Origin of the sequence: Saccharophagus degradans 2-40 (genome assembly GCF_000013665.1) — a bacterium.
In the GTDB taxonomy this organism is placed as follows: domain Bacteria; phylum Pseudomonadota; class Gammaproteobacteria; order Pseudomonadales; family Cellvibrionaceae; genus Saccharophagus; species Saccharophagus degradans.
The window spans coordinates 4,198,121-4,218,674 of the sequence record NC_007912.1 but is presented as its reverse complement, the minus strand read 5'-3'; the positions used below and the strand labels follow the sequence as shown (position 1 = coordinate 4,218,674).

The following is a 20,554-nucleotide window of genomic DNA, read 5'->3' as shown; positions in this document are numbered from 1 at the left end:
GGGGGAAGCGCGGGGAATTTACCGCAGCGCACACAATAATAGGTGCGCTGGGTATAAGAAGGCTTATTTTGCCGCTGCGGCGGGCTTTGCTTTTACTGTAATGGTGATTTTTTCCGATAGCACGGGCTTGTCGTGCGGGATGTGGAAATGATCGCCAAGCAGCAATTGTAACGTGTGCTCACCTGGCTCAAGCTCGAGTGTTGCTTCGGTTTGGCCTTTGCCAAAGTGACGGTGATTAGCGTCTGCGGGAATGGGGCTTTTAAGGTCTGGTAGCTTGTCTACGTCGATAAGCAAATGGTGGTGGCCGGAGTAAGGGTGCTGTACGCCAGCTGGGATAACCGTCATGTTTTTAATGCCGAACTTAATGGTGACCGGGCCTGTTATCTCTGCGCCGTTCTTGGGCTCAATAAAAAATACTTCAGCATTGGTGGCGGCTTTACTAGGCTCTAGGGCTATTGCTTGCCCATATGTGGTGCACAAAAGCACGGCGGCGGTGCATTTTAGAAGTGTATTACGTAAATTGGATAGCATGGTGAAACTCCCTATTGCATGATTGTGCGGTTTGAAGATGCGCAGTGTACTGTAAATTGGGCCTTGTGCGCGTGTTATTGGTACATTAGGTTTAATTTGTGTGCATTAGTTTGCCGCTTTTTATAGGTGGTACGAAGGTTGCTGTGCACTCTCTGCAATTGAATCTTGTTGGCAGTGTTGCCGGTGGATTGCAATTGAGTATTCCTTTGTGGGCAGTGTCTAGGGCCGCCAAGGTATAAACCGAATTTTTTATAAGCCAAAGCTATGACCGAAGTTCAAACAATTCAAATCGATGGTGTTGTTATCACCCACGAGCCAGTAGACAGCAGCGATGAGCAGTATGCGCGTTTTTGTGAGTCTTACCGTCGTCGTGAAGATACCCTCACATTGGTTCACCAGCTAAACCAAATGGTGAAGGCTGTGCAAAAACACCGCGGTATTAGCATGGGGTTATTGGGTGGCAATGCTGTGTTTGAGGGCGATTTTGTCGTTTTGCAGCACCAGTTAGAGCGGCGTTTGGCCACCTTAGAAACATTTGCTTCGTCTGTGGGTGGTATTTTGTCGGATAAAGACAAGGAAAACCTGCACTTGGCGTGGGTGACTATTCGCCAAAATTGGCAAGATGACGACCTTAGCGATAATTTTGAGCTGCACTCGCATTTTATTGAGCAGTTACAGGGTATGGTTTACTCGCTGGCCAAGCAGCTGGAAAAACCGCTAACGCCAGAGCTTGTTGATGCGCACGATTTGCAAGCCGATCAAGATGATTCAAGCGCATCGTACCCGCGTATGTTCAAACAAATAGAGGTGCTGAATTTTGTGGCCAAGCAGTTGCCGGATATGATCGAGCAGATTGCAAAGGTGCGCGGTTTGGGCACCTATGCGGCGGCAACAGGGCTTGTGGATTACCCGCACGATAGAAAACTGCGTTTTTTATTGCAGTGCTCTCGCCAGCAGAGTGAAAAGTTGCGCCATCAAGCTGAGCGCTTGGAAAGTATTGTAGGAGATTCAATACCCGGTTTGGGGGATCTTAAAAACCTCGAGCTAAAACTTATGTTTTTGTTAAACACAATCGACAAAGATGTATTGTCTGGCACCACAATTACTGCCAGCAGTCACCAGTTATTTAAACTGGCGACCGATCTAATCGATGTGTATTGGAATGTGGTTAACCAAGGTTTAGCGCTGGTGCGCCGCTGGCATGAAGACGATTTAGAAGCGTGGCTGCGACTTGCCGATTAAGGTTGTGTTGCTTACTACTCGCTGCTTAGCTCAGTGAATACTTCTACGTACTTGTCGAGCTTTTTGTTAAAGCGCTCGCGTTGAGTGGGAGTGAGGTGGTTCATAAACTTGGCCATCATTTCTAGCGTGAGGGTTTGGTTGATGTCGATTTGTTTTTCTAACTCTGGGTCCCAGTCGTCGCTGCGGTAAAACATAAGTTTGCGCAACGATGCGTCTAACAGTTTTTTATCGTCTCTTTTTTGCAGTACTTCTTCTAGCATTTTGGCCCAATCCTCCTGCTGCGCGAGCATCAGGGGTTCGTAATATTCCATGCCTGTGGACCACTCGTCGACCCATTTTTGCTGCTGATCGGTAAAGCGGCCGAACAGCGGGCCAATTTGATCTTTTAGCTCGTTTTGGCGCGCTTTAACGACCTTTTCCATGGATGTGGAAATATATTTTTTGTCGTAGTCTTTTCTGTCTTTGGCGAACTTTTCCAGTACCTGTTGCACTTGCTCTTCAGAAAAGCTGCTTACAATATCGACGGCAGTGGGCAATAAAAACGCAACGCAATCGTCTAAGAATATTTGAATTTCGTCGGTCTCGGCGTGCAATTGGTCGGCTGTAACAGGTTGTGCCATGCGCTCTTTTAAGTCGGTAATATATTTAGCGTAGCGCGGCAGTTGTGTGGTTCTGTGCCAATGGTGGAATTTATCTATCGCTGCTTCGGCTTTGTCTTTTTGCTCTTTGTTTAAATCTACGTAGCGTTCTACGTACCACATTAAGCCCCAATCTAAAAAGTTATAAGCCATTTTAGTGGAACAGGCGGTAAAAAATAGGCAGCAGCCAACCAAAGCTAAAACGCGGCCTACACGATATCCATATTGAGCTAGCGACGAACGCATAATTATCCTATTGAGCAGTGGGGGCGACGGTAGATTTACGGCGGATTATAACCACAATAAAGCCACAAAGAAGTATGCAAAGTGTAACGATTGGCCAAGAGCCACTTGCGCCAAAAGGTGTTACGCCATCGTAGAGGTAAATCTTGTCGGTGAGTACTGTTTGCTTAAATTGCGCGGTGGCCGATTGCACTTCCCCTTTGGGGGTGATGATACCGCTAATACCCGTATTGGTGCCGCGAATTAAATAGCGCCCATTCTCTAGAGCGCGCATGCGGGCCATTTCAAAATGCTGCAGGGGGCCAATGGAATCACCAAACCAAGCATCGTTGCTAATGGTGACAATAACCTGCGATTTGGCGGCATATTCGGCGACTAAATCGGGGTATACCACTTCGTAACAAATAGATGTGGCTATGTCGTAGCTATCAGTTTTTATTAGCGCTTGGTTTTTGGGGCCAGGGCTAATAATTGATGTGGGTAAATCAAAAAAGCTAATGATGCCCCGCAGTGTAGACTCTAGCGGCACGTACTCGCCAAAAGGCACGAGGCGCTGCTTAAAGTAAGTGCCCTCTGCCTCGGCTAGGCCAACTATGCTGTTGTAATACTGCTGGTTGGCTTCGTCTTCATACAAAATACCGGTTAGTACCGCGGTGGGTTTTATTGCCGATTGCATTTCAATTTCTTCGAAAATCAAATCTGCATCTTGATACATAACGGGAATAGCCGCTTCGGGCCATATCATTAATTGTGTGCCCCAGTGAGGCTTAGCCAAGTCGCGCAGGGTTTGATTAATATAGCCCCGGTACATGGGGTTCCATTTCATCTCTTGCGGAATATTGGGTTGTACCACGGCTACGCTTACGGGTTCGTCGCGGGCTTGTGTCCAGTTTACGTCCCGCAGGGTGGCGCCACCTGCCCAACACAGGCAAGTAATAAACAGCAGGGCGAGTGTAGTACGCGGTTGGCAGTGCGGGGCGCTGTCTTCGTCCTTACTTAGGCAATTAATTGCTTGGTAGAACGTATTGGCAAGCACTACGCCGGTCAGCACTAGAATAAAACTCAGGCCGTTTACGCCAATGACAGGCGCCCACCCAGACATCCAAGTAGAGTGCTGGCTGTACCCTAAAAACAACCAAGGGAAACCAGTTAAAAACCAGGTGCGGCTCCATTCACCTAGCACCCAAATGGCTGGAAAGCCCAGTAAAAAGCCCCAGCGGCTGCGCTCTAAAAAACGGCTGTAGAAATAAAAAGGTAATGCAAATACTAACGCTAATGCGATAACAAAAGCCGAGGTAAGCGCGAAGGCTAAAGGCGCTGAGCTTAAGCCAAAATTGTAAATGCTTACGTATACCCACGAGGCGCCAGAGCCGTAGAGGCCAATGCCGAAAAAGAAGCTGCGTAAAAAACCGCGCTTGCCATTTAAGCCGGTAAGTAAGCTCGCCAACACGGTGGTGGCAAGCATACCAAGCACCCACATACTGTAAGGGGCGAGGGAGAGTGTTACCAGTGCACCGGCGAAAAGCGCAGTGAGATCCCCCGGCCAGCCGGGGGTATGCCAAATTTTCGGATTCATGCGGCGATTAGGGCCTTAATCGAGAGGTTGTATGGCTTTGGCTTTTTTCTTTTTGGTTACACGTAATAGATGTATTTGGCGGCTATCAGAGTACAGCACGCGGAAAGTGATACCGCGTAACATGGTGACTTCATTGCGGCTGGGCATATGACCAAATGCCTGGGTAACGAGACCGCCGATGGTGTCGAACTCTTCGTCGCTAAACTTGGTTTTAAAGTAAGCGTTAAAGTCCTCAATGGGGGTGAGCGCTTTAAGGATGAAGTCGTTATCAGACACCTGACGAATAAACTCTTCGTTATCTTCGTCGGTTTCGTCTTCAATTTCGCCCACAATTTCTTCGAGCACATCCTCAATGGTGACTAGGCCTGAGATGCCGCCGTACTCATCGATAACCAGCGCCATGTGGTAGCGCTTTTCGCGAAATTCGCGCAGCAATACGTTTAAACGCTTGCTCTCAGGGATAATATTGGCTGTGCGTAATAGCTTTTCTAGGCAAAACGTTTCGGTGCCATCGACCAATAACTGCAATAAATCTTTTGCAAGCAGAATGCCTTTGATGTCATCACTGGATTCACCAATAACGGGGAAGCGTGAGTGACCGGACTCGATAATACGAGGCAAGAAGTCAGCCGGTTTCTCATCTTCTTTAATGGAAACCATTTGCGAGCGGGGGATCATTATCTCCCGCACCTGCTGGTTGGCGACGTCGAGGGCGCCCTCCATAATGCTGAGTACTTCTTGATCGACGACCTTGTTGTTGGCCGCGCCGCGAATAATGTCTAGTAGTTCTTCGCGTGATTTAGGTTCGCTGGCAAAGCCATTAAACATACGCTCCAGCCAAGATCGCGAACCTGATCCGGGCTGCGTTCGACTACTCGAAGGGTCGTCCGACATTGTCCTGTAATTCTCCGTTCTATATAAAAAAGTATTTAGCTAAAAGTGTTGAGTGTGTAAATGAGATGGTTGCTTAATAGGGGTTAGGGTAACCCAGTTCAAGTAATACCTGTATTTCAATCGCTTCCATTTCTTCGGCTTCGCCGTCTTCTATGTGGTCGTAGCCTAGCAAATGTAATGTGCCGTGTACCACCATATGCGCCCAGTGGGCATGCAAAAGTTTACCCTGTTCTAGGGCTTCTTTTGCCACTACTTGCGCACAAATTACCAGGTCGCCAAGCAGCGGTAGCTCTACGCCATCGGGTAGCTCGCAAGGAAAGCTTAGTACATTGGTGGATTTGTCTTTACCGCGGTACTGCAAGTTAAGGGCTTGGCTTTCGTCCTCGTCTACAATGCGAATGCTTAATTCTGCTTCATTCATGCGTTGCTGCAGGGCGGCCTCTACCCATATTTCGAATTGTTTGTCGCTGGGTAGTTGGGAGGCATCTGCTGTGGATGCCTGCTGTATGTCGATGGTAAGCACTTACTATTCGCCGTTGCGTTGAGCTTGCTCAGCTTTGAATTCGGCGCGTAATCTCGCCCGCTCTTCGGCTTCTTCCTTGGCAATTTTTTCTGCCTTGGCTTCCGCTTTTTCGTAGGCGTCCACAATGCGTTGCACTATGGGGTGGCGCACAACATCGCGAGAGGTGAAATAGGTGAAGCTAATGCCCTCTACGCCTTCTAAAATTTCGATGGCGTGGCGCAAGCCAGAGGCGGCACCGCGTGGCAAGTCTACCTGTGACGGGTCACCGGTAATAACCGCGGTGGAGCCAAAGCCAATACGCGTTAAGAACATTTTCATCTGCTCGCGGGTGGTGTTTTGGCTCTCATCTAAAATAACAAAGGCATTGTTCAGTGTGCGGCCGCGCATATACGCCAGCGGGGCCACTTCTATCACGCTGCGCTCTATAAGTTTTTCTACAATTTCAAAGCCCAGCATTTCGTACAGTGCGTCGTAGAGTGGGCGCAGGTATGGGTCCACTTTTTGGCTTAGGTCGCCGGGTAAAAAGCCCAGCTTTTCGCCGGCTTCAACCGCTGGGCGCACAAGTAATATGCGCTCAATTTCGTCTTTAAGCAGCGCTTCCACGGCGCAGGCTACGGCCAAGTATGTTTTACCTGTACCAGCAGGGCCAATACCAAAATTTATATCGTTCGCGCGCACAGCCATAACGTAGTTAGACTGATTGCCTCCCCGCGGTTTTACCGTACACTTTTTGGTTTTGATCATACTGACACTGGCGTAGGCCTGTTCTATATCGGCGTTAGGCGCTGCGTCGTCGAGGGTCACTTCTTCGATAGCTGTGTCCATTAACGATTCCTGTATGGCGAGGTGAACGTGATCGGGGGAAAGGTCGGGTTGAGTCTCGGTGTCTTTGTATAGTTGGCGCAATATATCGCGAGCAAGGGCAACACTCTGCTGCGGGCCGGTAAGGCGGGCGGTGTTTTCTCTAATGCGAATATCGAGTTGTAGGCGCTGTTCTATTTGTTTGATGTGACCATTAAATTGGCCGCAGAGGGCAGCGAGACGGTGTGCGTCACTGGGCTCGAAGGTGAGCTCTTCAGTATGAAAATGATTGTCCAAGTAGGGATAAATCCTGTGGAAACGAAGTAAGGGTTAGACTAACCCAAGTTTGCGGTGGGTAAAAGGGTCTAAATCGCGAATCGCGAAGGTTTATAAACAAAGGGCGCAGTAAGGGTTGTTTACCGCGCCCATTTGTTTGCTTGTGCGTTGGCGGTTGTTGGTTTAGTCGTCTAGTTCAGACCCAAGCAATACGCCGCGCAGCGAGTTAGGAAGTGCTTCCTCAATAAGAATATCTGCAAATTTGCCAATAAGCTCTGGTTGATTGCAGCGGAAGTTCACCACGCGGTTGTTTTCTGTTCTGCCAGATAGCTGGCCTGGGTCTTTTTTACTGTAGCCAGTTACCAAAACGCGTTCGGTGTTGCCTACCATGCGACGGCTAATTTCCTGCGCCTGCTGAATAATGCGTGTTTGCAATATTTTTAGGCGATCCTTTTTAACTTGCTCTGGGGTGTCGTCGGGCAAGTCGGCAGCGGGGGTGCCGGGGCGCGGGCTATAAATAAAGCTAAAGGAGTTATCAAAGCCTATGTCTTCAATTAGCTTCATCGTGGCGGCAAAATCGGCTTCAGTTTCACCGGGGAAGCCAATAATAAAGTCAGATGAGAAGCTAATGTCTGGTCGTAGGGCACGTATTTTACGCAGCTTAGATTTGTACTCTAAGCATGTGTGGCCGCGCTTCATGGCACTTAGAATACGGTCAGAACCGCTCTGTACCGGCAGGTGCAAGTGGCTGACTAACTCGGGGATTTCGGCGTAGGCTTGAATTAAGCTTTCGGTGAACTCCATAGGGTGCGAGGTAGTAAAGCGAATGCGGTCTATGCCGTCTATGTCTGCAACGGCAGCAATTAGCTCGGCAAGGTCGATTACTTCGCCAGAGCTGTCGTCGCGGTAGGCGTTTACGTTTTGGCCCAATAGGTTTACTTCGCGCACGCCTTGGCTAGCTAGGTGGGTAACTTCGCGCAATACATCTACTGCTGGGCGGCTCACTTCTTCGCCGCGGGTGTAGGGCACAACGCAGAATGTGCAGTATTTGCTGCAGCCTTCCATCACGCTCACAAACGCGGTGGCGCCATCGGCTTCTGGCTCGGGCAAATTGTCGAATTTTTCAATTTCAGGGAAGCTAATATCAACTACAACTGCGCCGTTCTCGCGTGGGGTTTCAATCATCTCTGGCAGGCGGTGCAGTGTTTGTGGGCCAAAAATAAGGTCTACAAACGGTGCGCGTTTAGAGATAGCGTCGCCCTCTTGGCTTGCTACACAGCCACCAACACCAATTACGAGGTCTGGCTTGGCTTCTTTTAGGTGTTTCCAGCGACCCAGTTGGTGGAATAGCTTTTCTTGCGCTTTTTCGCGAATAGAGCAGGTATTTACCAAAAGTACGTCGGCTTCCTCTGGGTTGTCGGTTGGCACCATATCGTGGGAAGCGCCCAGCAGGTCGCGCATACGCGATGAATCGTACTCGTTCATCTGGCAGCCGTGGGTTTGGATATATAGCTTTTTGGTGGGCTTAGCGGTAGTGGATTCTGACATGAAGCTCTCTTTTTGCGGCCGCGACTGGTTTAAAACAGGGGGCCAATATGGTGTTGCATTCAGTGCTACACCCAGATGGTTAAAAAACGAGCGCGCATTATAGCGATACGTCGCGTCTTTTCCCATAGTTACCTGCAGTGGCGCGGTAATATTTTTATCGCTATTTATTCTAGAAGTAAGGGCTTATTTGGCCTTGTAAATAGCGGAGTTGGCTACATATTGTGGTATCGTATGCGCCCCTTGGAGAGGGGCCTGCGCATTCGCTCGCGCTGGCTTTTCTATAGGCTCCTTCCATTAACAGATTTAGTCGTATTTATGTCAAAAGATCCAATTTACAAAGTTATCTTCCACAACTTAGATCAGGTGTATGAAATATACGCCCGCGCGATCTATCAAAGCGAAATGTACGGTTTTGTGGAAGTAGAAGAATTTGTGTTCGGCGAGCGCACTCAGTTGGTGGTCGACCCTGGCGAAGAGAAGCTAAAAGGCGAGTTCGCCGGTGTGAAGCGTTCGTTTATACCTATGCACAGCATTATTCGTATAGATGAAGTAGAAAAAGAAGGTGTTGTTAAGGTACTGGAAGTAAAGGGCGACAAGGTTGCTCAGTTTCCGTATCAGGCGCCTATTCCTCGCCCCGAAAAATAACCTTAGCCTCATTCATCGCTTAGGATTGCCCTACATTGTTAGCATTAAATTTTCGCATACTGGGTGAGCCCCACCCAGATTTGCCACCTATATTAGTTATTCACGGTCTGTTTGGTTCGCTAGAAAATTTGGCCGGCGTGGCTCGGCCTCTAGCAGAAAGCCGCAACGTATACTCTATCGACCTGCCCAACCATTCCCGTTCTCCTCATACCGAAACCACGAGCTTGGTGCAAATGGCTGAAGAAGTATTGGCGTGGATGGATTCGCAAGGGCTTGCGAAAATAGACTTAGTTGGTCACTCGCTGGGCGGTAAGGTTGCAATGGAGATAGCTCTGCAGCACCCAGAGCGGGTAAACCGGTTAGTGGTAATGGATATAGCGCCAGTAAAATACCCACCGCACCACAACCAAGTATTTGCCGGCTTACAAAGTTTAGATACCCAAAGCTTAAGCAGCCGCAGCGCAGCCGATGCGCATATGTTGCAGTATGTACCAGAGCTTGCAGTACGCAGCTTTTTGTTAAAGAACCTAATAAAAAGTGGCGACGGTTTCGCTTGGCGTTTTAACCTGCCGGTGGTAGCGCGGGATTACCCCGAATTAATTGCGGGTAACAGCGCAGGTGTATTTGAAGGCCCCGTCATGTTTTTGAAAGGCGGCGATTCCGACTACATTACCGAAGTGCATCGCGAACCCATTCTTACGCGCTTCCCGAATGCATCGGTAAAAGTGGTAGAGAAAACTGGCCACTGGCTACATGCAGATAAGCCGGTCGTTGTGGCAAAACTAATTAAAAACTTTTTAGATAAAGAGTAACCCATGAGCGATTCTTCTAGCGACACGCAAGAACAATACTGGAACCTGGTTGAGGAGTTTATTGAGCTGGCTAACAAGCGCACCGAAGAGTGCGACCTTGGGGCTGTATCTCAAGCGTTAATGTACGCCGCGGCGCGTTACAGCGCCTTCTATTTGGCCAGTGCTAGCGAAAGTCGCAAAGACTTAAAAGAAGATAAAGACGATGCAATAGACCGCTTCTCGCGCGAATTCAAACGCTTATTTGCCGACAGCACCGAAGACTATATAGAAAACTATAAAGTCTATATGCGTACAGAAGAAGAGTAATCGCTAATCTCTAGTCGCTAATTACTAGTAATTAATAGCTAGAGATTAGCAATTAGAGATTAGCAATTAGAGATTATCAATTAGATATTAGCGCTTGAATTAATTGCATGTAAGCTGTGCTCCAACACCCACTCTGGGTCCTCCAGAGGTAAATCGTGCCCTGCCGAGGGGTGAATAATAAGCTTTGCGCGATAGTGTGCCGCAAGGCGTTTACTGCATTCCACCGAAACCAATTTGTCGCTCGCGCTGGCTAGCAGCGTAAGCTGCTCGCCGCATTCTACTTGTGGTGGCTCAAACCGCGAGGCTGCAATTAGCTGCCTCACTGCATTGCATTTGGTCATAGGGCGTTTGGCTTGTATGTTTAACCACTGCGGTAAATGCTGAGCAGCAAGCGTTTTATTGTTGCATACCTGCTGCAGCACTAGTCGCTCTTGTAGTTGGGGCGATGGGCTAAGCAGGGCGGCTGTCATGCTTGGTAAAGCTGAAGGTTTTATCCGCTGCCAGAATGGGTTTATTAGGGAGCTGGTGTTAATGGCTACCGCATATTGAATGGCGCCGCGGGCGAGCAGCTCCAGTGCTACCATGCCACCCAGAGACAGTGCAATGGCTGCTTTGGGGGTGTTATCTTCGGGCAGTAAGCTTTCTATATGATCGGCAAGACCCGCAATTGTGGTGGGGCTTGTTTGTTGTGTAAAGTCGCCAAAGCCCGGTAGGTCTAAACAGTGTATTTGCGAGCTAGGTTGCATAACTTGTAGCTGATCGGTGAAATCTCCCCAGTGGGCATGCTCACGCGCCAAGCCGCGCAACAAAATGCAGTGGGTCATTGGCGCGCCTTATACCAAATGCCCTGCGCCATTTGGGCAAAACTTTCCGCCATTTTTTTATCGGGTTGCCACTGTTCGTGGTTGAGTGTTGCCGAGCATAAAAAATCTAACAGTACCAAATGGTCGCGCAATACGCGCGCGCGGCGGTGTGGCAATTGGGGGTTAAACAAGCCGTTAAAATTGAATAGTTGGCGGGGGCGTTTTTTTACCCAGTTCCACGACCCCATTTCTAAGGTGAGTGGTAAAAAGTGGCTGTTACCTTCGGCTTTATTTAAGTCGTAGAGGTAGTCCCAAATATCGCCGTGAGTACAGTAGTGCATGCTTTGCGGTTCAAATAAATAATTGTGGTGCGGGTAGTTGCGCTCCCACATTAACTTAAGCGCGACATAATCAGAAATATTGGCAATAGGCTCTTTGCTATAAGCATAGGGGAACCAAAGCCTATCGTGAAAGCCAAAACCCGAGTGCAAATCCATTCCCAGTGTTGTAGCAGGGCTTTGCATATAGCGTTTAAACACTTTAATCATAACCGCTAGTTCAGGCTCGAGTTCGGCGCCGGTTTTACCTCTGTACCACGGCAGCCAATTACCCAGCCTGTGCCCGCCGGCTAAAAACGGTGTTTTCTCGTTGGCCTGCACCGGCGCATGGCGATTCAAGTCTATGCCGTTGCCATTCGAGCGGGTGTTGTTAAGCATGCCAACAGGGTTCACCAGCGGCAAAATAACTATATGAATTTGCGCGAGCAGCGCTTTGGTGTGGGTATCCCACCGGCAGCGCTCTAGCAAGGTTTGCAGCCAGCTTAATATCACTTGCGTGCCAATGCGCTCCAGTCCGTGCACCCCGCCGGTAATAAGCAGTGTGGGACTAGCCGGCTTCTGGCTGCCAAGGGTTAAGCTGTATATGGGTAAATCCATACCGTCGTGATGCAGTGTGTGCTCTGTGCGGGCGTGCATATGCGCAGCGTTTTTGCGCATGAGTTTTTCCACCCACAGTAATTCAGGTAGCTTGATTTTAAGTTTTCGACGCTCTTCTATTGTGCGCTGTGGCAGTGGGGGCAAGTTTTCGCAAAGAGGGGCAGTGGTTAGGGTTTCCATGGTGCGCTAATAAGCCTTAGGTCGAAATTAAACCGAATACACGTGGAGTTGGGCCAATAGAAAGGCCGCCGTATAGCGCTTTAAGTTTAGGCTACAAAGTGAAAGATTATTGTATGGTAGTAGGTAATATGAATAATTATTTTGTGAATTTAATGCTACAGAAATATGACGATTTATTGGGGGGGGGGGGTAAGTAATAGTTGTGATAGTTGGCTAGGGCACCAAGTGCGGCTTAAGCATTGAGCCGTGTGAATGTATGTAGCCCTTGGTCAAAGTGTCATTTTCGGTTTTACTGAAGTGCGGGTTGTATAAAATAAAGGTGTGCGGTTTATTGCTCTGAATAATTTTTTCTATTTTTTCAAAGTGCACACTAAATAGTGCATCAAAACTGCCATCCTGTTGGGCGAGCTTTAGCCCGTATTCTAAGCGCTGTGCAATTTCTGGCTCGGTAGCGCTTACTGCAATAAACATAGGCAGGGGGTAAAAAACAGCTACGTTTGGGGCTACTTGTAAGTCTATCCCGCCCTCTTTAAATTCTTCTGTTACGGTATAGCTCTCTAAAATGCTTAATGGCAAATAATCGAAGCGTTTGTGGCCTAGCATCTCGAATAAGTTACCGTAAGTGTCCGCGGTTATAACCGGTAGCTTGTTGTAGCTTAATATTTTTGTGTCCGGCCAGGTGCTTACTTGGCCTGCTTTCAACGCCTGTAATTTAGCAAAGGTATCCACACTGTGGAGCTTGTCGAGCGTATGCTGTTGCACAACAAAGCTGCGCATACCCAGCAGGCCTTTCAATACCGGAAACTCAATGGCGATTATTTTATCTTTGTCGGTATAAGTGCCTTGCCATTCTGTAGCAAAAATCACATTGATCAATTGACCTTTTTGCGTTTCCAGTTTGGCTCGTGCTGGAGATAGTGGATCGGTGTAATAATTTAGGCGGTAGTCGCCGTATTTGGGGCGCGATTTCTCAAGTGCCAAGCTGAGCAAATCTGATTGGTACGGTTGAAAGCCTATTGTATTTGAGCGGGTATAAAATTTTACGTTTGTGGGGGCCGCAGCACAGGCTAGTTGGCCAAACACAAGGCTGCAGACGGCCAGCCAAATCGGTATGGCGGAACGGCAGCAGGCAGCATTAAGTGAGCGTAGGGTTTTAGACAGCAGCATATATCGAGTATAGATGGCCAAATAGGGTAGGTATAAAAAGATACAATTATTCAGAATAGACCGTTTTAGTATAAGGGCCATAATTATTTATAAATTCCGCTATTAGGCGTTTATTTTCAGAGGGGCTTATAAGCGGGTTGTTTAAAATTAGAGTAGTGAGCTTTCTTTGAGCGAGCAATACAGCTATAAAGCCAAAGTGCTTTTCGAAAAGCGCATCGATCGAGCCGTCTTCGCTGGCAATTGTAAGTCCCGCACCTAGGCGTTCGGCGATTTTAGGTTTGGTTTTACTTACGCATAGGTGCATGGCTAAAGGGTAAAAAATGGCAGTGGACGGCGATATAGCAAGTGCGTTGCTGCCAGTGTTAAAGGGGACCGTAACTGCTGGGGCCTCTAATATACTAAGTGGAAGGTAATCAAACCTGTGGGCTTGAAGCATGGGGCTTAGTGAGGTGAACTGCTCTGTTAGTATGGTAGGCAGTTTGTTGTACATTAGTATTTCCACGTCCGGCCAATCTGTGCGCTGCCCCGCTTTAAACAGTGATAACTGATTGTGTTGATCTATATGCTCAAAGTCTCGCAGCCTATCTTCGCGCACAATTAAGCTGCGCATGCCCAGTAAACCCTTTAAAACCGAGTGTGGTAGTACATATACATTCTCGGCATTTACAAACTCCCCAGACCATTCGGTGGCATAGTGGGTGTTTATTAACTCGCCTTTTTCAGTTTCGGCTTTAGCGCGTGCTGCCGACAGGTCGCTATCTACAATTATCAGAGAATAGTCGCCATGAGTTGCTCGGGTTTTTTCTAATAGAAGTTTTACCAGTTCTAGCTGGTAAGCTCTTAGGCCTTCGGTGTTACCTTTACTGAAGTAGCGCACAATGGTGGGCTCTGCAGCCAACTCTTGGCCTGAAACAGGCAGGCAGAGCAATGCTAGCCAAATAAATGCTATGCGGCGTAGAGTCGGCCTAAACCGAGGGGAAAGAGCTAAAAGCGAAAGGGGATTTGTCATAAATTTAGTATAGCCGCTGACGGGTTAATTTCTATATTTGCGCTAGAGATATAGATGCCAGCAATAAGCGGTAACCTGAGGCATTAAGCGCATAAAAAATGCGTTGTTAGACGATTTGGATCTTAGCTTTTAACCTGTTCGTCCTGAGCCGGGTGGTTGTTATTCACTTTTTCCTCGTTTTGAGATCTGTGCCCAAATCCTTATTGAAAGTGTTAAATGGTTGATGGAATTACCCCTTTGAGATGTCTAATATTGGAGTGAGTGCTAAGGGCTTAGCACGAGGTTTTTACAACATGAAAACATTGGTGGGAGGCTGGCAATGATCTTATTAGCGTTAGGTGCGTTTTTAATTGTTTTGGGTGCGTTATCCCTAAGTTTTCCTGTTTTCTGCGAAAAACTAAAGCGCTACGATGAGGCCAATTGGCGACTATTGGGGTCACCTAATGGCTATTCCTTTGCGGATATGGGTTTGTCTAGCGGCACTTTTAGTTGGATTCTTGCGCAGGGCTACAAGCAGTCACCCAGCGAAGAGGTAATTGCTGAAGGTAATAAAGCCTTTAAAAAAGCCTTGTTTGCCAAATATGCGCTAGGCTCTGGCTGTGCCTTCCTGTGTGTTGGCTTTGGTTTGGCTCTAGCTAGCGCAGCATAGCGGCGTGATTTAATAGCTGTGTGGTTTAAACGTTATCCTCCACTACTGGCTTGCGTATAGTTTTGTGTTGCCAGGTTATTAAATATAACCTCATTGGGTTGGCATAGTTAAACGCTAGTGCTTATTGTTTTGCCACCTAGTTAAGCAGGTGGCGCTTTCCTTTCTATTTGATCCTCTATTTGCGTACAATTGCGCCTTTTCGCAGCCGGTTGCTGCCATATTTACTTTTAAGGCGCTAGCATTGAATAATCAAACTCCTTTAATAACATTCGAACGCATAAATAAAAACCCAAACGATAGCAGTCGCGATGCAGATAAGTGGGTCGTTGTACCGGGAACTTTTGTCGCGTCGTGCGCAGCGCAAACCGATAGCGCCGCACAACAAGCTGTGGATGAATGCATAGCCAAAGCCATGCAATTGCTGCACGACAATGTTACCAACGATTCTATGTATTTAATGTTTGAATGGAATAGCGAATTAAACACGCTTACAGTGCTGGTAACTGACCCTAGTAAATCTGTAGACGGGCCTTTTCCTGTTGTGTGTGCTTTTACGTGGAACGAAAGTTTACCGGAGCGAGGGCAAGCCGAGACTGCCGAGCTAGTGCAGTACTGGATTAAAGACTACCTCACTACCTGCAGCGAATTTTATAACTACTCGTTAGTTGCTGTGTTCCATCGCGGCGATCGCAGTAAAACAGTATTACTTTAATATGCGCACAATCAATTGCGCATTTTATGATAATTAAAATTAGAGTTGAAAAATAAACCCAAATAACAAAAAAGGCTTGCCGGATACCCGCCAAGCCTTTTTTATTTTCTGTTAGCTGTTAGCTGTTAGCTGTTAGCTGTTAGCTGTTAGCTGTTAGCTGTTAGCTGTTAGCTGTTAGCTGTTAGCTGTTAGCTGTTAGCTGTTAGCTGTTAGCTAAAGCCTGCTCCACAGAAGCCAACTTCACACACAACACAAATACTTGCATCGCTTCTTCTACTTGATCCACTGTAGGTACAGTAGGCGCAATGCGAATATTGCTATCTTGTGGGTCTTTGCCGTAAGGGAAGGTGGCACCGGCAGGTGTTAACTTTACGCCAGCATCACCAGCAAGCTTAACCACTTTCTGCGCTAAACCTGGACGGGTATCGAAAGAAATAAAGTAACCGCCGTCTGCAGATTCCCACTCGCCTAAATCGTTATCGCTGAATGCAGCTTCCAAGTGCTTCAATACACTGGCAAAGCGTGGCTTAATGATGGCCGCGTGCTTAGCCATGTGTGCACTTAGAGCACCATCGGCAGCGAAGAATTTAGCGTGACGCAATTGGTTTACTTTATCTGGCCCGATGGTCATAAAACCCAGCGCGAGCTTAAAGAATTTTAAGTTAGTATCGCTTGCCGCAATAAACGCTACACCAGAACCTGCATGGGTAACTTTAGACGTAGAGGCAAATTGGATAACGGAATCTTCTGTGCCAGCGGCTTTACAAGCTTCAAAAATATTAGCCAAGGCAACTGGGTTATCCGAAAGGTCGTGAATGGCGTAGGCATTATCCCAAAATACGCGGAAGTTTTTGCCGGCAATGTTGCCTAAATTAGCTATACGCTCAACGGTTTCATCGCTGTACACAACCCCAGTTGGGTTGGAGTACTTAGGCACACACCACATACCTTTAATGCTTGGGTCTGCAGCGATCATTTTTTCTACTTGGTCCATATCTGGGCCGGTAGAGGTCATGGCTACTGTTAGCATCTCTATACCAAGGTGCTCACATACAGAGTAGTGGCGGTCGTAGCCTGGTACTGGGCACAAAAACTTCACTGTGCCTTCTTGGCTCCACGCAGAGCCTTCGCCTGCAAGGCCAAATTGGTGAGCTATTGCCATGGTTTGATACATTAAGGTCAAGCTGCTGTTGCCGCCTGCTAAAACGTTTTCTACTGGCACGCCTAAAATATCGCTGCCGATTGCACGCGCTTCTGGGATACCTTCTAGACCACCGTAATTGCGAACATCAATGCCGGAAGCTGTGATATAGTCGCCAGCCAAAATACCGTCCATGGCGTCAGATAAACTAAGCTGCTCTGCGGAAGGTTTTCCGCGAGTTAAGTCTAGGTTTAGCTTACGTGCCAAGACGTTATCGTATTCAGCGGAAAGCTGCTGCTTCCACTCCTGCAGTTGTTCTACGCTCGCATTGCTTAAATTCAAGGTTGTGTCCTCTGCTGAGAATTCGACCCATTTGTGATGAGTCTTGAGGTTCGTGTAGGGTGCCTGCACTGTTTTTGACCATGTTTTGGCTTGTGCAGACGCAACAGGGGCGAGATTATACAGCTAGCTGCCAGCCTAAAAACAGCGCTGTTAACGATAATGGGCGCAAAAACTACGGTTTTACCCTGCAACCTGTCTACTGGGGAAAGAATGAATCACTTTTTCGTGTCGAGTGGCTATATTGAGCCCGCCGAAGCATCTTTACTGGCCCTGCCTAATTTTCACGCACTTCCTCCCTTTCTGCGCGTGTTGCTCACCACCGATGGCACAGTCACTAAAAGCTTAGAGTCCTACTTTTGGGAGCCTGTAAAGGTTGAGACGTTGGCCCAAGGCTGGATAACTTTGGCTGAAGATAAGCCTGAGATAGCGCGCACTACGGGTGATAAGGTATGGCAGCGCCAAGTGCGTTTGGTGGGGCAAAAATCCAAAACTGAATACGCTCAGGCGCAATCTCACATTTGCGCCGATCAGCTGCCCGTACACATTCGCGAGGCCTTAGAGGCGGGCAAGGTGGGTATCGGCGAGTTGCTGCGTGAGTGCGGCTTGGAAACCTATCGCCAAATTACTTGTGTGGGCAGTACGCCTGATGATGGTAGTGCTTCCGCAGCGGCCGGAACCGTGTGGCGAAGCTACCGCATAGTTATGGGGCATCAGCCGTTTATTCAAATACGGGAAGAGTTTCCCGTGAGTGTTTATTTGTAATTACCCTTCTTTGGGAGTCTGTTCGTCTGTGATTGATGTTGTTTTGCTTGCGCTTGCTCTTAGTATGGATGCATTCGCCGTCTCTATTGGCTTGGGGGCTAAGAATAAAGCTTCCCCCGTTGTATTAGGCTTAAAAGCAGCCCTCTATTTTGGTGTGTTTCAGGCATTGATGCCTCTTATTGGCTATTTAGGGGGCAAGGGAATGCTGGGTTGGTTAGCCAGCTTTGCGCCCTGGGTGGCGGCAGGGTTGTTAGCACTTATTGCGGCAAAAATGATTTACGAGTCGTTCGCAGAGGGGATTGAAGAGGATATCTCACAGCTTACCCATCGCGTTTTGCTGTTACTTGCTATAGCAACAAGTATAGATGCGCTAGCCGCAGGCTTTGCATTAACGGTGTTGCCCGTTGCTCCGCTGGTCTCGTGCGCTCTAATTGGGGTAATAACCGCCATATTTAGTTTTGCAGGCGTGTTTATTGGCAAGCGAGCGGGCACGTGGTTAGAAAGTAAGGCTGAGCTGGCTGGGGGGCTGGTACTGCTACTTATAGCGTTAAAAATTATAGCGGTAGCGGTGTGATGAATGGCTGCTGGTTTTGGCGGTGCCAGCAGCCAAAAGAGTGAGGTTTTAACCTAAGTCTAGGCGGGCTAAAGAGAAGCGCTCGCGACGCTGGGTAAGTTGCTTTTGAATTTCTTCTACTGCGCGGGCTTCGGTAGTGGCGTGCAGCGCTTCAAGTGAGCGAGTAAAGTGCGCGCGCATAGCTATGCGGGCCTTCTGCGAGTCGTGCTCTGCTAGCGCATCAAATATTGCGCGGTGCTCTTCTAAGCGGCGTTGCCCGTCTTTCTTACAAATCGCATTGTGCGCGTATTGAATGTCTGGCAAGTTAGCTTGAATATCCCACAGGCGCTCAATAATGTTAATTAGCGGTCTGTTTTGAGTCGAGTTGGCGATTATCGCGTGGAACTTCTTATCGGCTACTTCAGACGTTAAGTTGCCTATTTCGTTCTCTTGCGCCATTTCTTGCAGGGCGCCTTCTAAGTCTGCAAGTTGCTCATCGGTAATGGTGGAAGCGGCCAGCGCGGCAACTTCTGCCTCAACTAATACGCGTGTTTCGGTTAACTCGAAGGGGCTGTACTCGTATTCATTACTGGTGGCAGGCTTAAAGTTTTTAAGCACATAGACGCCAGAGCCTGTACGCACTTCAACGCGGCCCATTACCTCTAACGCAATAATGGCTTCGCGAATGGTTGGTCGACTAACGCCAAAGCGTTCGGAGAGTTCGCGTTCAGGTGGTAAACGGGCACCAGATGGGTACTCCCCAGCGTTTAACGATGAGAGCATCTTTTCGACTACCTTGCGGTACGTACGCTGAGGAGCGTTGCCTATTTCCGGTTTCATTGTTTTTCTCCGATGCCTAGGGTGCTAATAGCCCCACGCAAACTAGGTGTTTAGAAATTTGTAACGATACTATCACATAAAATCGCAATTGGTAATACATATTGGTTGAATGGCCTGGATTATGTACAGCTCGCTGTGATGTAACGCGTTTAAGTTATTGTTTATTATACTGTTTATGTGTTGCTTTAAGTTTAAAAAAAGAGGCTTGGGCATATTCATCTGGGTTGCCATCATTATTTTGGTTATATACCCCCGCTTTAAAGTAAAACCAATCGTTATTGTACGCTTCGCCGATAGTGAGTGATTGCTCCACATAGCGCCCGTCTTCGCGAATAATTCTTACACTAAGCTGCCTGCCTTCTATATGAATGCGATACCCCCACTTTTCGCCTAGCGCTATACCATCTTCTGGGTCGGCCGCGCTATTGCTACTACTGCCTATCATTGGATAGAACACATCTTCGCCGCCGGGGTGCTCGCTTGCAAAATACACCGAGCCTTTGGTGTTGTGCGGCAGTTTGCGGTAATAAATTCGCACAGGCTCGTCATCTTCACCGTGAATTTGCCCCACTATCACGCGGCCTATCATATGCGCTGGCCCAGTTTGGGATACGTAATCAACGCTCAGAACTGCTTCTAAGGTGCCATCGATGCCGCCTGCACTGACTTGGTTTTGGTGTGGAGCGGTTGATAGCACCCAATTGTTCCGCCCTATACCCTTGGTTGAAGGGCGTGTATTCAGCCCTCGTAACATTTCCCTTAATTCTGTACGTGAATATTTTGTCGCGCTGCTGGTGGTGCTGCCGTGTGTTGGGCAATTAAACACCATGGCGCCGGTTTGAGGGGATGTGTAAAAGGTGTTGGCCACTTCGTTGCCCGCTGTTAACCAATCAGGTAGGTATTCGGTGGCGTCTGGCAAAGTGATCTTCCAATTTGTTAACGCAAAGTTTATAGCGGGTGGTTTTTGTGGGTCGAGAGTTGCGTGTGTGAGTGCAGGCCCGATTCCACGGGATGTGATCGGGGTGTTTGCTGAATCGGCGCTAATCGTTAGTGGTTTATTGGAAGTTTGGGTGCCAATTTTCTCTGTTTTCACTCCGCACCCAGAAATAGTGACTAGGCTAATAATTAAGCCTGTTGTTAAAGAGCAAATACCGCGGCGCACTAGGTGTTGGGCTGGGTGTGACATTTAATAGCGTCTCAAATAGGGATGATATATTGTTCATCATCTTGGTTATCATTGGTTGTTACCAATATCGTATATTTGCCCGTATTAGTCCAGCTTTGCTGTAAATTTGTACGAAATGGTAGACGAATAGCTAGGTTTTTAGCGGTATAGCGGCATTGAAAGGGGCTGGTTTGACGCCGTGCAGCACTAAGAGTGGAGTGCGGTATAGCAAAATGTTTTAAGGTTGGGCGCAATCCGGTA

At 48.1% G+C, this 20,554-nt stretch carries 22 protein-coding genes; 8 read left to right on the top strand and 14 right to left on the bottom strand.

The genetic code is table 11. The features are described from left to right. Positions 1-63: 63 nt before the first annotated feature. Complete coding sequence (locus SDE_RS17310; protein WP_011469778.1) at positions 64-531, bottom strand: DUF4399 domain-containing protein; 468 nt, start codon at positions 529-531, stop codon at positions 64-66. A 264-nt stretch (positions 532-795) separates the two neighbouring features. Here SDE_RS17310 and SDE_RS17305 point away from each other — a divergent pair, with 264 nt between their 5' ends. Further along, positions 796-1,773 carry a hypothetical protein gene (locus SDE_RS17305; RefSeq protein ID WP_011469777.1) on the top strand — a complete coding sequence of 326 codons (978 nt, stop codon included), beginning with the start codon at positions 796-798 and terminating at the stop codon, positions 1,771-1,773. A gap of 14 nt (positions 1,774-1,787) precedes the next feature. Here the strand turns inward: SDE_RS17305 and SDE_RS17300 are convergent, their stop codons facing one another. The 6 genes from SDE_RS17300 to miaB form a co-directional block, all read right to left on the bottom strand. Then, positions 1,788-2,657, bottom strand: a complete 870-nt coding sequence (locus SDE_RS17300) for a DUF6279 family lipoprotein (RefSeq protein ID WP_011469776.1) — start codon at positions 2,655-2,657, stop codon at positions 1,788-1,790. A 7-nt stretch (positions 2,658-2,664) separates the two neighbouring features. After that, entirely contained in the window at positions 2,665-4,230 is a 1,566-nt protein-coding gene (gene lnt, locus SDE_RS17295; RefSeq protein ID WP_011469775.1) for an apolipoprotein N-acyltransferase, read from the bottom strand. Between the two features lie 15 nt (positions 4,231-4,245). Next, entirely contained in the window at positions 4,246-5,124 is an 879-nt protein-coding gene (locus SDE_RS17290; RefSeq protein WP_011469774.1) for an HlyC/CorC family transporter, read from the bottom strand. Between the two features lie 73 nt (positions 5,125-5,197). Further along, positions 5,198-5,647, bottom strand: a complete 450-nt coding sequence (ybeY, locus tag SDE_RS17285; RefSeq protein ID WP_011469773.1) for an rRNA maturation RNase YbeY — start codon at positions 5,645-5,647, stop codon at positions 5,198-5,200. 3 nt (positions 5,648-5,650) lie between these two features. Continuing rightward, positions 5,651-6,745, bottom strand: a complete 1,095-nt coding sequence (locus SDE_RS17280; protein ID WP_011469772.1) for a PhoH family protein — start codon at positions 6,743-6,745, stop codon at positions 5,651-5,653. Positions 6,746-6,907: 162 nt separating this feature from the next. Continuing rightward, positions 6,908-8,272 carry a tRNA (N6-isopentenyl adenosine(37)-C2)-methylthiotransferase MiaB gene (miaB, locus tag SDE_RS17275; RefSeq protein ID WP_011469771.1) on the bottom strand — a complete coding sequence of 455 codons (1,365 nt, stop codon included), beginning with the start codon at positions 8,270-8,272 and terminating at the stop codon, positions 6,908-6,910. Positions 8,273-8,587: 315 nt separating this feature from the next. Between miaB and SDE_RS17270 the strand changes: the two genes are divergently transcribed. Genes SDE_RS17270 through SDE_RS17260 form a run of 3 tightly spaced genes read left to right on the top strand, consistent with a single transcriptional unit; the run spans position 8,588 to position 10,035 of the window. After that, positions 8,588-8,917, top strand: coding sequence for a DUF1820 family protein (locus SDE_RS17270; protein WP_011469770.1), 330 nt, complete (start codon positions 8,588-8,590; stop codon positions 8,915-8,917). A gap of 35 nt (positions 8,918-8,952) precedes the next feature. Then, positions 8,953-9,729: an alpha/beta fold hydrolase gene (locus SDE_RS17265; RefSeq protein ID WP_011469769.1), complete on the top strand. Its 777-nt coding sequence runs from the start codon at positions 8,953-8,955 to the stop codon at positions 9,727-9,729. 3 nt (positions 9,730-9,732) lie between these two features. Further along, positions 9,733-10,035, top strand: coding sequence for a DUF3144 domain-containing protein (locus tag SDE_RS17260; protein WP_011469768.1), 303 nt, complete (start codon positions 9,733-9,735; stop codon positions 10,033-10,035). An 80-nt stretch (positions 10,036-10,115) separates the two neighbouring features. On the opposite strand, the gene SDE_RS17255 is transcribed toward SDE_RS17260, so the two are convergent. The 4 genes from SDE_RS17255 to SDE_RS17240 form a co-directional block, all read right to left on the bottom strand. Then, entirely contained in the window at positions 10,116-10,859 is a 744-nt protein-coding gene (locus SDE_RS17255; protein ID WP_011469767.1) for an alpha/beta fold hydrolase, read from the bottom strand. Then, complete coding sequence (locus SDE_RS17250; RefSeq protein WP_011469766.1) at positions 10,856-11,953, bottom strand: DUF2817 domain-containing protein; 1,098 nt, start codon at positions 11,951-11,953, stop codon at positions 10,856-10,858. Before SDE_RS17250 ends, SDE_RS17255 begins: the two co-directional genes overlap by 4 nt. A gap of 213 nt (positions 11,954-12,166) precedes the next feature. Continuing rightward, complete coding sequence (locus tag SDE_RS17245; RefSeq protein ID WP_143710917.1) at positions 12,167-12,934, bottom strand: hypothetical protein; 768 nt, start codon at positions 12,932-12,934, stop codon at positions 12,167-12,169. 232 nt (positions 12,935-13,166) lie between these two features. Then, positions 13,167-14,129 (bottom strand): hypothetical protein, encoded by a 963-nt coding sequence (locus tag SDE_RS17240; protein WP_011469764.1) that lies wholly within the window; start codon positions 14,127-14,129, stop codon positions 13,167-13,169. A gap of 319 nt (positions 14,130-14,448) precedes the next feature. On the opposite strand from SDE_RS17240, the gene SDE_RS17235 reads away from it, so the two are divergent. Both SDE_RS17235 and SDE_RS17230 read left to right on the top strand, forming a co-directional pair. Beyond that, on the top strand, positions 14,449-14,778 hold the full coding sequence (locus tag SDE_RS17235; RefSeq protein ID WP_011469763.1) for a hypothetical protein: 330 nt from the start codon (positions 14,449-14,451) through the stop codon (positions 14,776-14,778). Positions 14,779-15,019: 241 nt separating this feature from the next. After that, entirely contained in the window at positions 15,020-15,490 is a 471-nt protein-coding gene (locus SDE_RS17230) for a hypothetical protein (RefSeq protein ID WP_143710916.1), read from the top strand. A 202-nt stretch (positions 15,491-15,692) separates the two neighbouring features. Here the strand turns inward: SDE_RS17230 and SDE_RS17225 are convergent, their stop codons facing one another. After that, entirely contained in the window at positions 15,693-16,973 is a 1,281-nt protein-coding gene (locus tag SDE_RS17225) for an aminotransferase class I/II-fold pyridoxal phosphate-dependent enzyme (protein WP_041324844.1), read from the bottom strand. Between the two features lie 210 nt (positions 16,974-17,183). Here SDE_RS17225 and SDE_RS17220 point away from each other — a divergent pair, with 210 nt between their 5' ends. Both SDE_RS17220 and SDE_RS17215 read left to right on the top strand, forming a co-directional pair. Continuing rightward, a complete protein-coding gene (locus SDE_RS17220) occupies positions 17,184-17,735 on the top strand; it encodes a chorismate--pyruvate lyase family protein (protein WP_011469760.1) in 552 nt (183 codons plus the stop codon). Positions 17,736-17,763: 28 nt separating this feature from the next. Beyond that, the gene (locus tag SDE_RS17215) at positions 17,764-18,309 is read left to right on the top strand and encodes a manganese efflux pump MntP (RefSeq protein ID WP_011469759.1); all 546 of its coding nucleotides are present in this window, start codon (positions 17,764-17,766) and stop codon (positions 18,307-18,309) included. A 48-nt stretch (positions 18,310-18,357) separates the two neighbouring features. Here the strand turns inward: SDE_RS17215 and SDE_RS17210 are convergent, their stop codons facing one another. Together SDE_RS17210 and SDE_RS17205 are read right to left on the bottom strand one after the other, a co-directional pair. After that, positions 18,358-19,128 carry a FadR/GntR family transcriptional regulator gene (locus SDE_RS17210; protein WP_011469758.1) on the bottom strand — a complete coding sequence of 257 codons (771 nt, stop codon included), beginning with the start codon at positions 19,126-19,128 and terminating at the stop codon, positions 18,358-18,360. A gap of 154 nt (positions 19,129-19,282) precedes the next feature. Further along, positions 19,283-20,314 (bottom strand): polysaccharide lyase family 7 protein, encoded by a 1,032-nt coding sequence (locus tag SDE_RS17205; RefSeq protein ID WP_011469757.1) that lies wholly within the window; start codon positions 20,312-20,314, stop codon positions 19,283-19,285. Positions 20,315-20,554: the final 240 nt, after the last annotated feature.

Bases quoted from the DNA above. Each gene is read 5' to 3' on its own strand.
- SDE_RS17205 (WP_011469757.1), bottom strand. From the start codon at position 20,314: ATGTCACACCCAGCCCAACACCTAGTGCGCCGCGGTATTTGCTCTTTA.
- SDE_RS17240 (WP_011469764.1), bottom strand. From the start codon at position 14,129: ATGACAAATCCCCTTTCGCTTTTAGCTCTTTCCCCTCGGTTTAGGCCG.
- miaB (WP_011469771.1), bottom strand. From the start codon at position 8,272: ATGTCAGAATCCACTACCGCTAAGCCCACCAAAAAGCTATATATCCAA.
- SDE_RS17235 (WP_011469763.1), top strand. From the start codon at position 14,449: ATGATCTTATTAGCGTTAGGTGCGTTTTTAATTGTTTTGGGTGCGTTA.
- SDE_RS17305 (WP_011469777.1), top strand. From the start codon at position 796: ATGACCGAAGTTCAAACAATTCAAATCGATGGTGTTGTTATCACCCAC.
- SDE_RS17220 (WP_011469760.1), top strand. From the start codon at position 17,184: ATGAATCACTTTTTCGTGTCGAGTGGCTATATTGAGCCCGCCGAAGCA.
- SDE_RS17310 (WP_011469778.1), bottom strand. From the start codon at position 531: ATGCTATCCAATTTACGTAATACACTTCTAAAATGCACCGCCGCCGTG.
- SDE_RS17300 (WP_011469776.1), bottom strand. From the start codon at position 2,657: ATGCGTTCGTCGCTAGCTCAATATGGATATCGTGTAGGCCGCGTTTTA.
- SDE_RS17260 (WP_011469768.1), top strand. From the start codon at position 9,733: ATGAGCGATTCTTCTAGCGACACGCAAGAACAATACTGGAACCTGGTT.
- SDE_RS17210 (WP_011469758.1), bottom strand. From the start codon at position 19,128: ATGAAACCGGAAATAGGCAACGCTCCTCAGCGTACGTACCGCAAGGTA.
- SDE_RS17290 (WP_011469774.1), bottom strand. From the start codon at position 5,124: ATGTCGGACGACCCTTCGAGTAGTCGAACGCAGCCCGGATCAGGTTCG.
- SDE_RS17270 (WP_011469770.1), top strand. From the start codon at position 8,588: ATGTCAAAAGATCCAATTTACAAAGTTATCTTCCACAACTTAGATCAG.
- SDE_RS17255 (WP_011469767.1), bottom strand. From the start codon at position 10,859: ATGACCCACTGCATTTTGTTGCGCGGCTTGGCGCGTGAGCATGCCCAC.
- SDE_RS17250 (WP_011469766.1), bottom strand. From the start codon at position 11,953: ATGGAAACCCTAACCACTGCCCCTCTTTGCGAAAACTTGCCCCCACTG.
- lnt (WP_011469775.1), bottom strand. From the start codon at position 4,230: ATGAATCCGAAAATTTGGCATACCCCCGGCTGGCCGGGGGATCTCACT.